The sequence below is a fragment of the Panacagrimonas perspica genome (assembly GCF_004364935.1).
Lineage (GTDB): Bacteria > Pseudomonadota > Gammaproteobacteria > Nevskiales > Nevskiaceae > Panacagrimonas > Panacagrimonas perspica.
The window spans coordinates 744,403-762,754 of sequence record NZ_SOBT01000009.1 but is presented as its reverse complement, the minus strand read 5'-3'; the positions used below and the strand labels follow the sequence as shown (position 1 = coordinate 762,754).

Genomic DNA, 18,352 nt, shown 5'->3' with positions numbered 1-18,352 from the left:
CGCGCGATGGACCTGTTCGCCGACACCGCGCCGCACACCGGAACCGAAGCGCTCGCACCGGGCGCGGTCGTGCTGCGCGGCTTCGCGCTCGACGATCAGCACGATCTGCTCGCGGCCGTCGACGCCATCACGGCGCAGTCGCCGTTCCGTCATCTCGTCACGCCCGGTGGCCACACGATGTCAGTGGCGATGACCAACTGCGGCCGGCTCGGCTGGGTCAGCGATCGGCGCGGGTATCGCTACGACGCCATCGATCCGCTCAACGGCCAGCCGTGGCCGTCGATGCCGGCGCTGTTCGCGGATCTGGCGGATCGCGCCGCCGCCGCGGCCGGGTTCGAAGGCTTCAAGCCGGACGCCTGCCTGGTGAACCGCTACGAACCCGGCGCACGCCTGACCCTGCACCAGGATCGCGACGAGGGGAATTACGCGCATCCGATCGTGTCGGTTTCGCTCGGCGTGCCGGCCACGTTCCTGTTCGGTGGCGACCAGCGTGCCGACAAGCAGCAGCGCGTCCCGCTGGTCCACGGTGATGTCGTCGTCTGGGGCGGGCCTTCAAGGCTGCGGTATCACGGTGTTCAGCCGATCAAGGCGGCGCAGCATCCGCTGCTCGGGGAGTTGCGCATCAACCTGACGTTTCGCAAGGCGAGCTGACGCACCCGCTTTGCCCCTCTGCCCGCTGCCGCGGGGGAAGGAGAGCACCTTCCCGCCGACGTAGAGCGTCCGTCGGCGCGGAGCGCAGGAAAGCCCGCAATGGCCACGCGACCCCTGCGCCGATACGCTAGGTCGATCCAGGTCTTCGACCCGGATCCCGGCCCGCCTCGACGCGGTCCGGTGATCGCAGCGAGGAGATGTGCCATGCAGATCGAAACCGGTTTCCACCGCGCCCGTTCGTTCGACGTCGCGCTCGACCGTCTCGCGGAAGCCACGCACGCGCTGGGCTTCGACGCCGTCGACTATGGCTTCATGCGCCGGGCACGCACGCCGGACGGGCAATACAACGCACCCGACATCGCGTGGCGCAACTGGCCGGCGCGCGTGAGGACGGGATGGTCGCGCTTCAGCCGCGTCGACCCCTTCCTCGTCGCCAGTTATCCGCGCACGCTGCCGCTCGACTGGCAGCACGTGAAAGGGGCGGGCTGGCTCACGCCGCTGCAGAAGGAAGCGCTCGCCTACGTCGAGAATTTTGGAATCGAGGATGGGCTCTCCGTGCCCATCCATCTGCCCGACGGCGGCTTCGCGTTCGTCACGGCGGTGGCGCACGAAGGACACAGCGCGTGGCGCACGCAGCAGGCACGGGTCACCGACCAGTTGTTCGTGATGGCGCACGAGTTCCACGCCGCCGTCGCGTCGCGCTTCGGACTGCGCGCCGACACGCCGCGCGTCACCAAGCTGTCGCCGCGCGAGCGCGAGATGTTGTCGCACGCCGCCGCCGGCCTGAGTGCGCCCGAGACCGCGCGCCGCGTGCACCGCTCGGTGGAGACCGTGCGGCGACAGCGCAAGTCGGCGATGGAGAAGCTTGGTGCGCATACGGTGGCGCAAGCGGTGGCGCACGCGATGGGGCAGGGACTGCTGTCCCCGTAGCCCGGACGAAGTCCGGGGTTGCGCTCCCTATGCGAGGGGAACCCCGGACTTCGTCCGGGCTACGGGCGTCACAAATGACCCAACCGGGTCATTGTGAGCATGGGGGGCGAGTTCGATGATCCCTGCGTCCCACAACGACCCGAACGAAAGGCGCGCCCCATGATCCTCAAGGAATACTCGAAGTACGACGGCCTCGGCCTCGCCGACCTGGTGCGCCGCAAGGAGGTCTCGCCGGAGGACCTCGTCGACAGCGCGATCGACGCCATCGAACGCATGAACCCGAAGGTGAACTGCGTCGTGCAGAAGCTGCGCGACCACGCGATGGGCGAGATCAAGAACCTGCCGATGGGTCCGTTCCGCGGCGTGCCCTTCCTGGTGAAGGAGTTCGGCATGCACTTCAAGGGCATGGTGTCGTCGGCCGGCTCGCGCCTTGCCGAGGGCATGCGCTACGACGTCGACACCGTGATGATGCAGCGCTGCCGCGCGGCGGGCCTGGTGACGGTGGGCACCACGACACTGCCCGAGATGGCGTTCAACGCCAACAGCGAGGCGCTGCTCTATGGCCCCACGCGCAATCCCTGGAATCTCGGCTACTCCGCCGGTGGATCATCCGGCGGCGCTGGCGCCGCGGTGGGCAGCGGCATGGTGCCCATCGCGCACGCCAACGACGGCGGCGGATCGATCCGCATCCCCGCGGCCGTCAACGGCCTGGTCGGCATGAAGGTGTCGCGTGGCCGCACGCCGGGCGGACCGGACTTCGGCGCGCTGCTGTGGGGCCTGGGCGTGGAGTTCGTCGAGACGCGCACGGTGCGCGATTCGGCCGCGCTGCTCGATGCGATCCACGGTCCCGACGATGGCCACTTCTACGCGGCGCAGCCGCCGAAGCGCGGCTTCCTCGCCAGCGCGATGACCACGCCCCGGCGTCTTCGCATCGGCGTCGTCGACGGCCTGCCGGGCGCGATGAAGACGGCGCCGGAGAATCTCGCGCGCCTCGCCGACACCGTGAAGCTGCTGGAGAGCCTGGGCCACGTGTGCGAGCCGCTGAAGTTCGAGTACGACGCGCCGACGTTCAACGAATCCACGATTCGCCTGTGGGCGACGACGCTGGGCTATTACATGGAGCAGTTCTCGCAGGCCACTGGCCGCAAGATCGGCCCCGACACCGCCGAGCGCGTGACGCTGACCGTGTACGAGTACGGCAAGTCGCTGCGCGCGTTCCAGATCGAGGAGGCGATGGCGCAGCAGAACGCAATCACGCGCAGCGTCTGCACCGCGATGCGCGGTTACGACCTCGTGCTGACGCCGGGCCTGGGGCGTGATGTCGCGAAGCTCGGCGAGCTGGATCAGAACGCGCCGAACCTCGACATGCTGGGCTGGTGGAACCACATCATCCAGAACTATTCGACGTTCACCGCGCTGTTCAACACCACCGGACAACCTGCCGTGATGCTGCCGCTGTGGCAGGCCAAATCAGGGCTGCCGATGGCGATGCAGTTCGTCGGGCACCTGGGCGACGAGGAGACGCTGTACAGCCTCGCAGGTCAGCTCGAGCAGGCCGCGCCGTGGGCGGGGCGCAGGGCGCCGAATTACGCGTAAGGCAAGCGGAACACCGTAGCCCGGGTGAAACCCGGGGTTCCCTCGTTCAACGAGCAGCCATCCCGGGTTTCACCCGGGCTACGGGCGCGTCCGACCTTCAGCTCACACCCACTTCGCCGCCTTCAGATCCGGATCGGCCTTCGCCTTCACGAGATCGAGCTGCGTCACCGCGGCCTTGAGCTCATTCTTCCTGATGAGCTTCCACACCGAGCCGAAGCCCGGCACGGAACGCCCGGGTTCGAGCTTGAAGACCATCAGTGCCGGACCCGTCCCGGCCTTGCGCAAACTGGCGATCGAGTTGGCGGACGTCGGCCCGACCTTCTCGGTGTAGGCCTGCACCGGGCCTTCGCGCGTGAAGTACTGCGCGGTCAGACACGGGTCGTACCACTTGCCGTTGCACTTGATGAAGTAATGGGTGCTGAAGTGGCAGGCCAGCGCGTTGCCGGCGCCCGTTTCGTCGAAGAGATTGCCGGTGACGCGCGCGTCATAGCACTTGAGGCCCGGCTTGGTGAGGAAGTAGCTGTTGATGTCCTCGTTCACCGCCGTCTGCTCGAGGTCCTCGCGCAGCATGAGCTTGAGCGCTTCGCGGATCGTGCCGCAGGCCAGCGTCGCGGGACCGGTTGCGGCCAGGGCATCGGCCGCTTTCTGGGCGCCAGGCTGTGCCTGGTAGAGCCAGTTGGCCTTCGCGTACATCACGAAGTTCTCGAACAACTTGTCGGACAGTTCGACCGCGCCGGTCTTCTTGTCGGCCTTGAGTTTCAGGATGTCGTGTTTGTTGCCGAGAATGTCCGCACGCGCCGTCATCGCCATCTCCCTTCCCCGAGTGTTCCCGACTGTACTCCGCTAGCGGCGCAGGCCGGGGGAGGGAGAACCGTAGCCCGGGTGAAACTCGGGGTTTCTCTCGTTCAGCGGGCAGGCACCCCGGGTTTCACCCGGGCTACGGGCGCCGCAGCGTCAAGCCATGCTCGGCCAGCACCGCATTCAGATCCACCCGCGCACCCAGCCCCCGCATCAACCAGTACAACCCGCTCACGGCGCGCAGCACGAACACCATGTCGGTGACCGGCTTGAACTTGAACGTCAGCCCCAGATGCGCGCGCGCGTTGTCGCGCAGCGCCGGGATGAACGCCGGGTCGGAAAAATCGAAGCCGTCGGGATTGGCCAGCGGCTGCGTCATCAGGCGCTCGATGTCGCGGTACAGCGGTTCGATCAGCTTCAGCGGGGTCTTGTCCGCGAGCCCGCCGAGACGGTCCAGCGCCGCGTGCGTGCGCGGCCAGTTTCGTTCCGAGAACGCATCGATGATCTCGCGCACGTCCGCCACCACCGCCGGCGGCACGCGCTTCACGCAACCGAAGTCGTACACCACGATCTCGCCGGTCTCTTCACGAAACGCGAAATTGCCGGGGTGCGGATCCGCGTGCACCGCGTGCGCCACGAACAGCTGGTGCGCGAGCCAGCGGCACAGCGTGAGCGCCAGCGCATCGCGCCGTTGCTGCGACCAGGTGCGCGCCATTTCCAGCGACACGCCCGGCTCTTCGCTGAGCACCAGCACGCCGGGACCGCACAGCGATTCCAGCGGCTCGGGATAGACGATGCCCGGCAGCGCGGCGTCCGCGCGCAGCAGGCGCAGATGGACCAGCTCCGTGCCGTAATCCGTTTCATCGCGAAAGCGCGCGCGCACTTCGCCCATCAGCTTGTCCATCGCCGAGTCGTCCACCGGCAGCAGCTTGGACATGCCGATCAGCCGGCGCAGCTGCGTGAGGTCCGCGTCCACGGCCCGCTCGACGCCCGGATAGCGAACCTTCACGACCACGTCACGGCCATCCGCGAGCCGCGCGCGATGCACCTGTCCGATGCTGGCCGACGCCAGCGCCTTGGGCTCGATGTGCGCCACCTGCGCGCGCTGCTCCGCGCTCCAGCGTTCGGCCAGTGCGGCCTCGACCTTGGCAAACGGGATCGGCTCGGCCGCGTTCTGCAGCTTCTTCAACTGCTCCGCGAGTTGCGGCGGCAGCACGTCCGCGTATTGCGACGCGAGCTGGCCCAGCTTCATCGCCGCGCCGCGCATCTCGCCCAGCGTCTGCGCCCAATCTCGACCCACGTCGGTCCAGTAATCGACCTTGCGCTGTGCCGCGTCACCGCCCGGCAGGCGCTTGAGCAGCGAGCGCCCCAAGGTGCGCGCGCCGACGCCGAGCAGGCGGGCGGTGCGACGGGTGGGCGAAGAGTCCATGGGCGAGATCCGGGAGAGTGGATCCAAGCTATCGCAGTCCGGCTCCGGATGGCGTTGCGTTGCGCCGAGCGGTACGTAGCCTGGGTGCAACCCGGGTATTCCGTCCCCGTAGCCCGGACGAAGTCCGGGATGCCGCTCGCCCGAGGAGATGAACCCCGGACTTCGTCCGGGCTACGAAAGCGGCCCGCGCTACTTCCGCTTGAACGCATCCGCCAACGCCGCACCCATCGCGCCCTGCGGTGCCGGCGTGTTCTTCACCGGCCGCGTGCTCCGCACCTCCGGCGCCCGACGCGAATCCCCGCGCTGACCCGAAACCGCGGCCGCGCTGCCGTCGTCCTTCGACTTCATCGTCAGCGCGATCCGCTGACGCTTCACGTCCACGTCGACCACGCGCACCTGCACGATCTGCCCGGCCTTCACGACCTGGTGCGGGTCCTTCACGAAACGATCCGCGAGCTGCGAGACGTGCACGAGCCCGTCCTGGTGCACGCCGATGTCCACGAACGCGCCGAACGCCGCCACGTTGGTGACCGTGCCTTCCAGCACCATGCCCGGCTTCAGGTCCACGATCTCGTTCACGCCGTCGGCGAACGCCGCGGTGCGGAATTCCGGGCGCGGATCGCGGCCGGGCTTTTCGAGTTCCAGAAGGATGTCGCGCACCGTCGGCAAGCCGAAACGCTCGTCGACGAACTGCCGCGCATCCAGCTTCTTCAGCGCCGCGCTGTCGCCGAGCACCGCGCGCGCATCGCGCCCGCAAGCCTTCACGATGCGGTTGGCCACGACATAGGCCTCGGGATGCACGCTCGACGCGTCCAGCGGTTCCGCGCCGTCGCGGATGCGCAGGAAGCCCGCGCACTGCTCGAAAGTCTTCGGCCCGAGGCGCGACACTTCCAGCAATTCCTTGCGGCTCTTGAACGCGCCGTGCTGGTTGCGATGGACCACGATCGCGTCGGCAATCGATCCACCCAGCCCCGACACGCGTGCCAGCAGCGAGGCCGACGCGAGATTGAGGTCCACGCCCACGGCGTTCACCGCGTCCTCCACCACTGCGTCGAGCTGCTTCGCCAGCCGGTACTGGTCGACGTCGTGCTGGTACTGCCCCACGCCGATGGACTTCGGATCGATCTTCACCAGCTCCGCCAGCGGGTCCTGCAGCCGTCGCGCAATCGACACCGCACCGCGCAGCGACACGTCCAGGTCCGGGAACTCGTTGGACGCCAGTTCGGACGCCGAGTACACCGACGCACCGGCCTCGCTGACCACGACCTTGCGCGGCAGCGGTTGAACCGGCAGCGCCGTCAGCAGCTCGGCGACCAGCTTCTCGGTCTCGCGGCTCGCCGTGCCGTTGCCGATGGCGAGCAGCTCGATGCCGTGCTTCTTGATCAGCCGCGCAATCTCCGCCTGCGCGCCGCGCACGTCGTTCTTCGGCTGGAACGGATACACCGTCGCCGTCTCCACCAGCTTGCCGGTGCCGTCGATGGCCGCCACCTTGACGCCGGTGCGGATGCCCGGATCCAGGCCTAGCGTCGGCTTCGCCCCCGCAGGCGCGGCCAGCAGCAGCTCCTTCAGGTTCTTCGCGAACACGTCGATGGCCTCGGCCTCCGCGCGCTGCCGCAGTTCCATCATCAGGTCCACCGACAGGTTCATCGACAGCCGCACGCGCCACGTCCAGCGCGCCACGTCCATCAGCCAGGCATCGGCGGCCGTGCCGTCCGGCCGGATGTTCTGCGACGCCGCGATGATGCGTTCGACGGGTTTGACCGGTGCCGGATCGTCCACATCCACCTCGATCTCCAGCATCAGGATGTCTTCGTTGCGGCCGCGCATCATCGCCAGCGCGCGATGCCCCGCGACTTTCGCCCAGGGTTCGACGTGCGAGAAGTAGTCGCTGAATTTCGCGCCCGCCTCCTGCTTGCCCTCGAACACGCTGGACTTGAGCACCGCGCGCTCACGCAGGTGCTGGCGCAAGCGGCCGAGCAGCGCCGCGTCTTCCGAGAAGCGCTCCATCAGGATGTCGCGCGCGCCTTCCAGCGCCATCTTCACGTCGGTGACCTCGCCCGCGACGAACGCAGCGGCCGCTTCGGTCGGCACCTGGCTGCGATCCGTGAGCAGCAATTCGGCCAGCGGCCCGAGCCCGCGCTCGTGCGCGATCTGCGCCTTCGTGCGCCGCTTGGGCTTGTACGGCAGATAGAGGTCCTCGACCTCCGCCTTCGTCGTCGCGGCCTGCAACTTCGCTTCCAGGTCTTCGCTGAGCTTGTCCTGCGAGCGGATCGACTCGATCACCGCTGCGCGGCGATCTTCGAGCTCACGCAGGTAGCCGAGGCGCTCCTCGAGCTTGCGCAACTGCGTGTCGTCGAGTCCGCCGGTGACTTCCTTGCGGTAGCGGGCGATGAAGGGGACGGTCGAGCCTTCGTCGAGCAGTGCTACTGCGGCTTCCACCTGCCGCGGTTGGGCGGCGATCTCGGTGGCGATGGTGGTGGTGATGCGGTGGCGGGTGCTGGAGGCGGTCGAAGCTTCGGTCATCGAGCGAACAGGGATTGAGGGATCGGAGTTGATCGGAGGCGCGCGACGATACAGCCGCATGGCGCTCGCTCCAAGCTTTCGCAAATGTCCGGGCTCCGGTGTCCGTCAGGTCCTGCGTCGTGCGGCGAAGGCGTGGGCGTTGTCGCGCCGCAAAAGCTCCACCGCTTTGGCACCGCGATTGCACTTGCGCCCGGCACGCTAGGCTGCATGCGCATCCTCCTGCTCAATCCGCGTCACACCTCGATCGGCAGCCGTATCCCGGACGATCATCTGCCGCCGCTCGGGCTGCTCGCATTGGGCGGACCGATCCTCGATCACGGGCACCGCGCGACATTGCTCGACGCCGATCGAGAGAACCTGCCGATCGCCGAGGTGGTGGAGCGGATTGGCGGCGAGATGCCGGACGCGCTCCTGATCGGACACTCGGGATCGACGTCTGCGCACCCGGTCGTCCGCGAGGTCAGCCGATGGGTGCGAAGGCGCTGGCCCGGGATCCGCATCATCTATGGCGGCGTCTACCCGACGTACCATTGGCGCGACGTCCTAGCCGCCGAGGGCCAGGTGGACGTGATCGTCCGCGGAGAGGGCGAGGCGACCGTCGTGCAGTTGCTGAATGCATTGGAGAACGGCACCTCGCTCCGGGAGGTTCGAGGCATCGCATTCCGAGTCGATGGAGTGCCGTTGGCGACTCCTCCAGCCCAGGTCATCGCCGACCTCGATCGCTACCGCGTCGGCTGGGAACTGATCGATCACGCTCGATACAGCTATTGGGGCGGCAAGCGAGCCGTGGTCATGCAGTTCTCGCGCGGGTGTCCGCACCTGTGCAGCTACTGCGGCCAGCGTGGCTTCTGGACGCGCTGGCGACATCGTGACCCGGTCGCGTTCGCTCGCGAGATCGCGCGGCTGCACCGCGAACAGGGCATCGAACTCGTCAATCTCGCCGACGAGAACCCGACGTCATCGCGCGTGCACTGGAAGGCGTTTTGCCAGGCGCTGATCGCAGAGAACGTAAACGTGCTGATCGTCGGCTCGACCCGGGCCGGCGACATCGTCCGCGACTCGGACCTGCTGCATCTCTACAAGCGGGCCGGCGTCATCCGCTTCCTGATGGGCACGGAGGCGACCGACTCGCAGACGCTCGAGCTGATTCGCAAAGGCAGCACGACCGCCATCGATCGAGAAGCCATTCGCCTGCTGCGGCAGCACGGCATCCTCTCGATGGCGACGTGGGTGGTGGGGTTCGAGGAGGAGACGGCGACCGACTATCGACGCGGGATGCGACAGCTGCTCTCTTACGACCCCGACCAGATCCAGATGCTCTACGTGACGCCGCACCGCTGGACGCCGTTCTTCGACGTGGCGAAGGATCGCGCGGTGATCCAGCGCGACCAGCGCCGCTGGGACTACAAGCACCAGGTGCTCGAAACGAAAGGATTACGGCCGTGGCAGGTGTTCTGCTGGGTCAAGCTGACCGAGGTGGTCCTTCAGGCACGGCCACGCGCCATCGCACGACTGTTCCATCGGGACCCCGAGCTTCGGCACGCGCAACGCTGGTACACGCTGATGGGCCGCCGTGTGTGGTTCTTCGAGATCTGGGCTTTCCTGTTTCGCGACCGTCGAGCGGTGGGGCCGCGGCTGCGGGAATTCTGGGGCGAGTCACAAGCACATGAAGAGGAGTCGATGCTCGTCGGTCGGCGAGATCATGCTTCCGCGCGCCGGGTGGGCCCGGACACGAGCAAGCGTAGGGCGGGTTAGGTGCGGCTTCTTGCGGATGACGCGATGAAGCCGCCCGCCAGCGTAGCCCGGGTGAAACCCGGGGGCTTTTCCACCGCCCGCGAGAAGCCCCGGGTTTCACCCGGGCTACGCCGCAGTAGCGGGACTAGTGCGAGCGCCGAGCAGCCCGCCCACGATCACCGAACCGCGATCGTCTCGCCGCTGGGCAGCGTCACCGCGACGAACGCGCCGACGTGAGCGCCATTGGCGACCGGACTCTGGAGCAGCGGGCCCTGGATGATAGGACCCTGCAGGACGGGACCCTGCAGCGTGACGCCCTGAAAGATCGGGCCGTTGACCCGCAGTCCATTGAGCTCGATGCCGTTGAGCCTCACGCCGCCGCAGAGCGGGCATGCCTGAGCCGGCGTCGACACCGCGACGGCCATCAACGTGGAGGCGGCGGTAAGGGTTGAGACGACGAGAGACTTGAAGGACTTCATGGCGAGGCTCCTGGATCTGGGGCGAAGGACGCGTCCTTCGATGGAACCCAGACTAGGCCCGGCCTGTATCGGGCGAATGTCGCGCGATGGAAATCCGATGTCAGGCCGATGCGGACTTCTTGTTCCCGTTCACGACTGGATGAGCCATGCCATCTTGCGACGACGGCACAGCTACGACGCCGGACCTCGGGCCGGCGCCGCCTGCAGGCCGCGCACGAGCTTGCCTGGCAGCGTCCCGGTCGGGACGCCGTTGCGATAAATCATCTCCCCCGCCACGAACGTCGCCTCGATGCCCTCGCAATCCTGGATGAACCGCGACCCGCCGCCCGGCAGATCCTCCACCTTGCGTGGCGTCTTCAGCATCAGCTTGTCGATGTCGAGAATGTTGATGTCGGCCTTCATGCCGGGCGCGAGCACGCCGCGATCGTTCATCGAGAAGAAGCTCGCCGGGTCGTGCGTGATGCGGCGGATGCCCTGGGCGAGATCGAGCAGCTTTTCGTCGCGCACCCAGCGCGTGAGCAGGAACAGGTTGGCGCTGCTGTCGCAGATCGAGCCGACATGCGCGCCGCCGTCGCCCAGTGCCGAGATCGTGTGCGGATGCTTCAGGAACTCAGCGATCACGCGGCCGGACTTACTGGTGAGCGGTGTGTAGAGAAGATTCCGGCCTTCGTTGCCGAGCAGGAAATCGTAGAGCCACTCCATCGGCTCGCGGCCTTCGCGGCGTGCGCAGGCGGCGACGCTGTCGTCGGAATTGGGCAGGTAGTTGATCGGCTCTTCCATCGGATACATCTGGTCGAACGCGTGCTCGAACAGTTCGATGAAGACGTGCGGGCGATCGTTCTTCTCCGACAGGATCTGCGCCTTGATCGCGGGGTCGCGCAGCATCGCGAGGCGCTGCGCCTTGTCGGCGATGGCGGCGGCCTGCATGTACGTGGGGCGCTTGTAGAACGGGCTCATCGTGGCGGGATGCCCGAGCAGCACGCCGATCGGACGCGAGATCACCTGCCCGCGGATATCCAGGCCCTGGGCCTGCGCGGTCTCCAGACGCTCGAGCTGCTCGCGCCAGAGATTGGGGTCGGGATTCATGCCGGCCGGCGGCTTGTCGAGCGCCACCAGCGTGAACGTGCCCTTCGCGCCGGTCTTCGCACTCACGTCGCGCAGGATGCCGAACTCCGCGTCCGCATCGACCCAGTCGGAGATGAACTGCATGACATGGCCCTGCTCGCCGGACAGGCATCCGCCGAGGGCCTTGAGCTCCTTCACGTCGGCGCCCATCGTCGGCACCGATTCGCCGGAGCTGCTGCGATGGAGCATCGTGCGCGAACTCGAAAAGCCGACGGCGCCGGCGTCCATCGCTTCGCGCACGAGCTTCTGCATGGCCTCGATGTCGGCCGGTGTCGCGTCCTCGCGGTCGACGCCGCGCTGGCCCATCACATAGACGCGCAGCGGCGCGTGCGGCAGGAACGCGGCGACGTCGATGTCGCGCGGCTTGGATTCCAGTGCGTCGAGAAATTCGGGAAAGCTCTCCCAGTTCCAGCGGATGCCGGCGGCCAGCGCCGAGCCCGGGATCTCCTCGACGCCTTCCATGAGCTGGACCAGCACGTCGCGGTCGGATTTTCGGCAGGGCGCAAAGCCCACGCCGCAGTTGCCGAGCACGACGGTGGTGGTGCCGAGGTTCGACGAGGGCGCAAGGTGCGAGTCCCAGGTGGCCTGGCCGTCGTAGTGTGTGTGCACGTCGACGAAGCCGGGTGTCACGGCCTTGCCCTTCGCGTCGATCTCCTGCGTCGCGGTGCCGGCGATGCGCGGCGCGATCTGCGCGATGCGGCCGTTCCTGATCGCGAGGTCGGCGATGAAAGGTGCGGCGCCGGTGCCGTCGACGATCTGGCCGGCACGAATCAGCACATCGAAATCCGCCATGACACTTCTCCTGCTGCCCACGAGGGTCGCGAGCCCGCAGTTCTAGCCCATCGGGGCAAGAGGTTCAAAGCGTGCGTGCCCTTGGTGCGGCGTTTTGCGCGCGGGCACGCGGCGTGCGCCGCACGCCGCTCGTGCGTCGCTCACGTAGCCCGGGTGAAACCCGGGGTTCCGGTCGCCCGGCGAGAGAAGCCCCGGGTTTCACCCGGGCTACGAGGGCGTCGGGTGTCGAGAGACCGCGTCGGGAGGGCCCCTCCGCTTTTCTTGGATAGGGCTGCTTCTCACGAGCGGCAGGCCTTTGGAGATCGCGCTCACCGTAGCCCGGGCGAAGCCCGGGGTTCCGCTCACCCGTCGAGAAAAGCCCCGGGTTTCGCCCAGGCTACGGGCTACCAGCCGGAGCTGGCGCCGCCGCCGCCGGAGCGGCCACCACCGGAGGACGAGGACGAACTGCTGCTCGACGACGATGAAGAGGAGGACGACGAGGCGCGACTCGCGTGGTACGCAGCGGTGTAGCGGTAGTCGCCGGCCGCGGTCTGCTCGAGATGGCCCTTGGCGATCAGGTCGGCGCGTTCCTTCGCGACTTTCTCCAGGAACTGCTGATAGCGCTCGATCGAGCCGTACTTGCGCCCCGGCATGAAGATCACCAGCAACGCGATGAGCGCTGTGACGGCGACCGCGCCGTAGTAGACGAGCTGCTCCATCGCCGACAGGAAGAACACGAACACGCCCGGGTTGACCGACAGGAACAGCAGGATTCCCCACTTGAATGCTCCGCCTCCGGCGGTCGCTTGCGGCTTCGCCACCTGCTCGTCACCGCGCAGTGCCAGCACCGGATGTTCTTCGAACAGCGCGCGGCGCCGGTAACCGACCCAGAGGTTGCGCAGCGGTATGCACAGCCACAGCGGCACCAGGAACACGCCCCAGGCGACCAGGCCGCGATGCCAGTCCATGTCGTCGTCGCCGGACGTGGACTCGATGTCGGGTGTCTGCAGTTCGAGCACGGCGCCGGGATCCTGCGCGACCAGGCGCGACAGGAAGCCGAACGCATTCACGATCGCGCCCTCGATATTGCCTTCGCGCATGCCCGGTGCGAGATAACTATCGAGTGCCCGCAGCGAGGCCACGTCGGTGATCGTGCCTTCCAGTCCGTAGCCGACCTCGAAGCGCGACTTGCGATCGTCGATCGCCAGCACCAGCAGCAGGCCGTTGTCGACGCCCTTCTCGCCGAGCTGCCATTTCTCGAAGGCCTTCACGGCGACGTTCTCGATGGGCTCGCCGCCGAGCGTGTCCACGATGTAGACCGCGCCCCAGACGTGGCTCTCGTCGCGGATCCGCTGCAGCTCCAGGTTGACGCGCTCGGTGGCGGCCGCGTCGAGGTAGCCGTGCGGGTCGACGACGTTGGGCGTGAACGGCGGGATCGCGAGCGCCGCGGCCGAGGCGGGCAGCGAGAGGAACCACGTCAGCGACGTGACGACGAGAAGCCAGAGGATGCGCATCGGCGACTCCAGGGGGCGGCGCTGGAACAGCGACCTTCGCGGCATGCGAAGGACCGGGTGCAGCGTAGTCCACTGCGCGGCCGTCGGGCGGCCGGTGATGTGGGTTTCTTCACAGCGCGCCGAGGGTGTCTTCGAATTGCGGCGCGATGCGGCGCCCGGGTTACGCTCGGGCCTGAATCCGAATCTGTGCAGGAGCGCTCCGATGATCCGCATCCACGGTCACCCGTACTCCACCTTCGTCCGCCGCGTGCACATCGCGCTCGTCGAGAAGAACATTCCGCACGAGAAGATCGTCGTGGACATGCAGGCCGGCGAGCATCGCAAGCCGGAGTACCGCAAGCGCAATCCCTACGGCCGGGTGCCGGCGCTGGAAGAGGACGGATTCATGCTCTACGAATCCTCCGCGATCCTGAATTACCTCGAGGCCACGCACCCGACGCCGGCGCTGGTGCCGGCGGATGTGCGGGGACGCGCGCTCGTCGACATGCACATGAAGCTTTGCGACCTGCAGATGACGCGGCAGACCGGGACGATCATCTTCCCGAAGCGGTTCCTGCCGAAGGACCGCTGGATCGAGGCCGACATGGCCAAGGCCAGGGAGGAGATCGAGAAGCACCTCGCGATTCTCGAAAGCGATCTGGGTGGCGCGGAGTATCTCGTCGGTGGCCGCTATTCGCTGGCCGACATCGCCTACATCCCGTTCCTGGAATTCCTGCCGTTGATGGAGATCACGCCGCCGCCGGGCATCGCGGCGTGGCGCGAGCATTTGATGGCGCGGCCGAGTTCGGTGGCGACGAAGCCCGCGCAGTGACGCATCCGTAGCCCGGACGAAGTCCGGGGTTGTGTTCGCCCGTCGAGAAAAGCCCCGGGTTGCACCCGGGCTACGGGGTCGAGCCGCCGCTCGCATTCTCGAACCGGCATCGGATCAACACGTAGCCCGGGTGAAACCCGGGATCGCACTCGCTCGCCCGCGGCGAAATACCCGCAGGCTGCGCGATCGACGTTCCGCCCGCTCTACCGAACCGACTTCAAATGCCGCCACACGCCGAGCAATGCGAGCCCGAGCATGATGTGCACGCACAGCACCGGCGGCCATCCGGTGAGATAGATGATGTCGTTGGCGAGTCCGCCCTTGAACGGGGCGCCGCCGAACGACAGTCCGCGCGTGCCGAACAATGCGTTGAAGATCGTCGGGATGGTGAACAGCCAGCCGGTGATCAGCGCCGACCAGAAGAACCATTTGAACTGGCGCACGCTGAGACGGAAGAAACGTCCGCCGGCGGCCCAGGCCATCAGCAGCAGGCCGTGCGTGATGCCTTCCATGTGCGCCATGCGCCATGCGCGGCCGTCGTCCGGCAGCGAGATGGGGATGTCGATCGGCAGCGGCCACAGCACGATCTTGCCGAGCAGCGTGAAGAACCAGATCCAGCCGATGAAGATCGCCAGGATCAGCAGGCCCACGCCGTTGAGGAACAGCAAGGTGCGCATGCGTTCGGTCATCGGGCCCGGCCCGGCGACCGTGCTTGCTTCGGTTCCGATCGAGGATTCAGCGCTCATGGCGTTCCGGCAGGTGGGGGTGCGGCAAGGGGAATGGGTTCGGCTGCATCGAGGCGTCGTGTATCCAGCCGCAGCGCGGAGCGGTCACGCGCGAACAGCTTGACCCACAGGCTCGCCCACGGCGGATCGCCGACCTGCCGCGGGTTGTACCCGGGCACGAGGATGCGCAGCAGCTTGGGCGTGAGCTTGCGGAAGATCCGCCCGATCAGCAGCAGCAACGTGACGCGCGAACGCCAGTTGCGCCAGAGGCCGTCTTCCTTGAGCAGCGCCTGGTAGTTGCCGCGCGTCAGCAGGAAGATGTGGGTGATTGCGTACAGCAGGCCATGCACGCGGCGGAAATAGTTTCCGTGCACGTGCTCGAAGACGTCGAACGCGACGTTCTTGTGCTCGATCTCCTCGACGAAGTGCCACAGCACCAGCGAGGCGACACCGCTCTCGCTGTTGCCGAACAGGTATTCGCGGTCCTCGATCAGCATCTCGCCGACGGCCAGCGCCATCGACTCGAAGCCTTCGGCGTAGGCGAGGTTGAACTCCAGGCTGCGGGTGGATTCCAGTTCGCCGTACTCGCGCGCGAGCCGCGCCTCGATGGCTTCGATGGCGCGGTAGCCGCGCGCCTTGAGTTCGTCGTTGAACACGCGGTGCTGCTTGTAGTGCGTGGCCTCCTGGCGGATGTAGCTGTCCAGGTCGGCCTGCAACGTCGCGTCGCGCACCAGCGGCCGCGCGGCGCGCATGGTCTTGATCAGGTACGGCTCGAGATACGGCATCGCCAGCGAACCGGCGTTGACGATGTGCGAGAACTCCGGCTTGCCGGGATTCCAGTGGCCCCGCATGGTCGCCGGGTAGGCGAACTCCACCTGGCGCACCGTCATGCGATTGTCTGCGGCTGCTGTCGTGGCCGTCATCTGGGTCTCCTCTCGCACGGGTTGGCCCTCTTGGCGGGGCTCGCGCGCGGTTGCCATCGTTTGGTTCGGGGCGGGGGGTGTCAATCCCCTTTTCGAGTAAACACTCTAATCAGGATTTGCGCTTGCTGCGCGGGTTTCGGTCCTTTTTCTTTGCGTCCTCCGCGCCTCTGCGTTCAAAGGCTTTCCCGCGGTCTCGACGAAATCGGGCGGGATCCCGAACTTCGCGCCGACTACAGGGCATCCGACGATCATTCGACGGCGCCGCGGCGCCAGACCGGGAAATCACGTTCCAACGCAAAGGCGCAGAGGACGCAAAGGAAAGATTCGCTCGCGTTGCCGGGAGGCATCCCGTTTTCTGCCACTACCCGTAGCCCGGGTGAAACCCGGGGTTGCGTTTTCCCGCCGAGAGGAGCCCAGGGTTTCACCCGGGCTACGCGGCGACCGGCATGCGCGGCGCCGGCGCCCACAACCCGCGACCTTCGCGCCGGCAACGCCGGTAGTGGATCAGCAGCTCGGCCACGAACAGGTTCGGCACCCAGCACATCCACAACGCCGTGAGGTAGTTCTCGTGCCACGGCAGCCCGGCGTGATCCATCAGCGGGATCATCACGCGCAGCGTCGTGCCGGACAGCGTCTGGCTGTAGCTGCGGATCATCCATTCGCCGTGCGCAAGGTAGTCGCCCTGCGAGAGCCGCAATGCGCCCAGCGCCGTGAAACAGAACGTGGTCGAGGCGACGCCGACGATCGCGAGGATCGCGGGCAGGCCGGGTTCGGCAGGGAGCGTCACCGCGAAGATGCCGCCGGCCAGCGAGCCGATCAGCGCGGCCGGCATGTAGATCATGCCGATCGCGCGATGCAGCTTCGGCTTGCGCCGGCGCAGCGCCGGCACGAACTGCAGACCGCCGATCATCAGCGCCGTGCCCATGCCCGCGGCGTGGAAATACAGCAGCAGCGGATGCTCCTTGAACTTGGGCATCTGCTCGGCCACGAAGTCATTGAAGCCGGTCATGCCGACGATCTCGTAGACGGCATTGAGCTGCATCACGCCTTCGGGGCCCGTCACCAGATACCGCAGCGCATAGGCGCCGATGAACAGCGAGGGCAGCGCGAGGGCGATCCACACGACCCAGGAGGCATGACCCCAACGCGGCTCGAGGGTGGCCGCGGAACGGGCGACGGGAATGCGGGCGCTGATCGACATCGATGCCTCCGGTGGTGGGTGCCCGGCATGCGGGCCTGCCGCGGGCATCTTGCTCGGGCGCTCCTCCGGTCGATTGACATCCGACGACAGACTTTTATCTTTGGGCGACATGAGCATCCTGATCCGGTCGACCGTCCTGGAGGGTTTCCGCGACCTGGTCGCGGAATTGCGCGGCGACGGAGACGCCCTGCTCAAGCGCTTCGGCCTGGATCGCGCCGATGCGCATTCGCCCACTGCGCTGATCTCCTACGAGGCGCTGTTGCGGCTGCTGGACGTGTCGTCGCGCACGCTGCGTTGTCCGAATTTCGGCGCGCGCCTGGCGCGCTTCCAGAGCCTGGACAAGCTCGGGCCGCTGGCGCTGCTCGCGATCAACTGCCGCACCGTGGAAGCCGCGATCGTCAGCGTCGGCGCGCACCTGCACACCTACACGCCAGGCGTGAAGATGGACCTCGCGCGATCCGCGCGCGGCGCCGCGTGCCTGAGCTTCGAGGTGGACATGCCGCCGGGTTGCACGGTGGGACGGCAGCAGATGGTGGAGTTTTCGCTGGCGTTCGCGGTGCGCGGCTTGCACCTGCTGGCCGGCGAAAGCTTCCGGCCGGATGCGGCGCTGCTACGGCACGAAACCACGTTGCCGGTGAGCGCGTATCGCGTGGACTTCGGTGTTGCGCCGCAGTTCGCGCAGGAGCTGGATGCCTTGCTGATCGCGCCGCGCTGGTTGCGTCAGCCGGTGCGTCTCGCCGACGAGCGCCTGCGTCGCGCGATCGATGACTACCTGGAGCCGCTGATCCAGGGCGAGCGGCTCGTGCTGGATCAGCAGGTGGAGCAGCTGATCATCAGGCTGTTGCCCACCGGACGCTGCAACCTCGAGACCGTGGCGAGCCAGCTGTCGATGCATCCGCGCTCGCTGCAACGCAAGCTCGAGCAGGACGGCGTGTACTTCGTGGAGATGGTCGACCGCCTGCGCCGCGAGCGGGTGCGCGAGCTGCTCACCGGCACGCACATCCCGCTGTCGCACGTCGCGGGGCTCGCCGGATTCAGCGAGCAGAGCAGCCTGACGCGATCCTGCCGTCGCTGGTTCGGCGTGACGCCGTTGAAGCTGCGCCAACCGTAGCCCGGGCGCAGCCCGGGGTTTCTCTCGATGG

General features: G+C 67.3%; 15 protein-coding genes. 6 read left to right on the top strand and 9 right to left on the bottom strand.

From position 1 onward, the window contains the following. Window positions 1–6: 6 nt before the first annotated feature. The 3 genes from alkB (at window position 7) to DFR24_RS14970 (ending at window position 3,177) form a co-directional block, all read left to right on the top strand. The gene (alkB, locus tag DFR24_RS14980) at window positions 7–651 is read left to right on the top strand and encodes a DNA oxidative demethylase AlkB (protein ID WP_133882196.1); all 645 of its coding nucleotides are present in this window, start codon (window positions 7–9) and stop codon (window positions 649–651) included. A 204-nt stretch (window positions 652–855) separates the two neighbouring features. Next, entirely contained in the window at window positions 856–1,581 is a 726-nt protein-coding gene (locus DFR24_RS14975; protein ID WP_162851230.1) for a helix-turn-helix transcriptional regulator, read from the top strand. Between the two features lie 159 nt (window positions 1,582–1,740). Further along, the gene (locus DFR24_RS14970) at window positions 1,741–3,177 is read left to right on the top strand and encodes an amidase (protein WP_162851229.1); all 1,437 of its coding nucleotides are present in this window, start codon (window positions 1,741–1,743) and stop codon (window positions 3,175–3,177) included. Window positions 3,178–3,279: 102 nt separating this feature from the next. Here DFR24_RS14970 and DFR24_RS14965 read toward each other — a convergent pair whose 3' ends face one another. The 3 genes from DFR24_RS14965 to DFR24_RS14955 form a co-directional block, all read right to left on the bottom strand. Beyond that, window positions 3,280–3,981, bottom strand: coding sequence for a hypothetical protein (locus DFR24_RS14965; RefSeq protein ID WP_133882193.1), 702 nt, complete (start codon window positions 3,979–3,981; stop codon window positions 3,280–3,282). A 133-nt stretch (window positions 3,982–4,114) separates the two neighbouring features. Next, window positions 4,115–5,404, bottom strand: coding sequence for an ABC1 kinase family protein (locus DFR24_RS14960; RefSeq protein WP_133882192.1), 1,290 nt, complete (start codon window positions 5,402–5,404; stop codon window positions 4,115–4,117). A gap of 189 nt (window positions 5,405–5,593) precedes the next feature. Continuing rightward, window positions 5,594–7,927 (bottom strand): Tex family protein, encoded by a 2,334-nt coding sequence (locus DFR24_RS14955; protein WP_210772317.1) that lies wholly within the window; start codon window positions 7,925–7,927, stop codon window positions 5,594–5,596. Between the two features lie 207 nt (window positions 7,928–8,134). Between DFR24_RS14955 and bchE the strand changes: the two genes are divergently transcribed. After that, window positions 8,135–9,682, top strand: coding sequence for a magnesium-protoporphyrin IX monomethyl ester anaerobic oxidative cyclase (bchE, locus tag DFR24_RS14950; RefSeq protein WP_133882190.1), 1,548 nt, complete (start codon window positions 8,135–8,137; stop codon window positions 9,680–9,682). A 155-nt stretch (window positions 9,683–9,837) separates the two neighbouring features. On the opposite strand, the gene DFR24_RS14945 is transcribed toward bchE, so the two are convergent. The 3 genes from DFR24_RS14945 to DFR24_RS14935 form a co-directional block, all read right to left on the bottom strand. Then, the gene (locus DFR24_RS14945) at window positions 9,838–10,140 is read right to left on the bottom strand and encodes a hypothetical protein (protein WP_133882189.1); all 303 of its coding nucleotides are present in this window, start codon (window positions 10,138–10,140) and stop codon (window positions 9,838–9,840) included. A 171-nt stretch (window positions 10,141–10,311) separates the two neighbouring features. Continuing rightward, window positions 10,312–12,057, bottom strand: a complete 1,746-nt coding sequence (locus DFR24_RS14940; protein WP_133882188.1) for an N-acyl-D-amino-acid deacylase family protein — start codon at window positions 12,055–12,057, stop codon at window positions 10,312–10,314. Window positions 12,058–12,440: 383 nt separating this feature from the next. Continuing rightward, on the bottom strand, window positions 12,441–13,550 hold the full coding sequence (locus DFR24_RS14935; protein ID WP_162851228.1) for a TPM domain-containing protein: 1,110 nt from the start codon (window positions 13,548–13,550) through the stop codon (window positions 12,441–12,443). Between the two features lie 202 nt (window positions 13,551–13,752). Here DFR24_RS14935 and DFR24_RS14930 point away from each other — a divergent pair, with 202 nt between their 5' ends. Next, window positions 13,753–14,361 carry a glutathione S-transferase family protein gene (locus DFR24_RS14930; RefSeq protein ID WP_162851227.1) on the top strand — a complete coding sequence of 203 codons (609 nt, stop codon included), beginning with the start codon at window positions 13,753–13,755 and terminating at the stop codon, window positions 14,359–14,361. A gap of 203 nt (window positions 14,362–14,564) precedes the next feature. On the opposite strand, the gene DFR24_RS14925 is transcribed toward DFR24_RS14930, so the two are convergent. From DFR24_RS14925 to DFR24_RS14915, 3 genes are all read right to left on the bottom strand, one after another. After that, a complete protein-coding gene (locus DFR24_RS14925) occupies window positions 14,565–15,107 on the bottom strand; it encodes a hypothetical protein (RefSeq protein ID WP_210772316.1) in 543 nt (180 codons plus the stop codon). After that, window positions 15,104–16,009, bottom strand: a complete 906-nt coding sequence (locus DFR24_RS14920) for a metal-dependent hydrolase (RefSeq protein ID WP_162851226.1) — start codon at window positions 16,007–16,009, stop codon at window positions 15,104–15,106. The genes DFR24_RS14925 and DFR24_RS14920 overlap by 4 nt, the downstream gene beginning before the upstream one ends. 430 nt (window positions 16,010–16,439) lie before the next feature. Then, a complete protein-coding gene (locus tag DFR24_RS14915) occupies window positions 16,440–17,210 on the bottom strand; it encodes a DUF2306 domain-containing protein (protein WP_162851225.1) in 771 nt (256 codons plus the stop codon). Between the two features lie 109 nt (window positions 17,211–17,319). Between DFR24_RS14915 and DFR24_RS14910 the strand changes: the two genes are divergently transcribed. Continuing rightward, window positions 17,320–18,321, top strand: a complete 1,002-nt coding sequence (locus DFR24_RS14910) for an AraC family transcriptional regulator (RefSeq protein ID WP_162851224.1) — start codon at window positions 17,320–17,322, stop codon at window positions 18,319–18,321. Window positions 18,322–18,352: the final 31 nt, after the last annotated feature.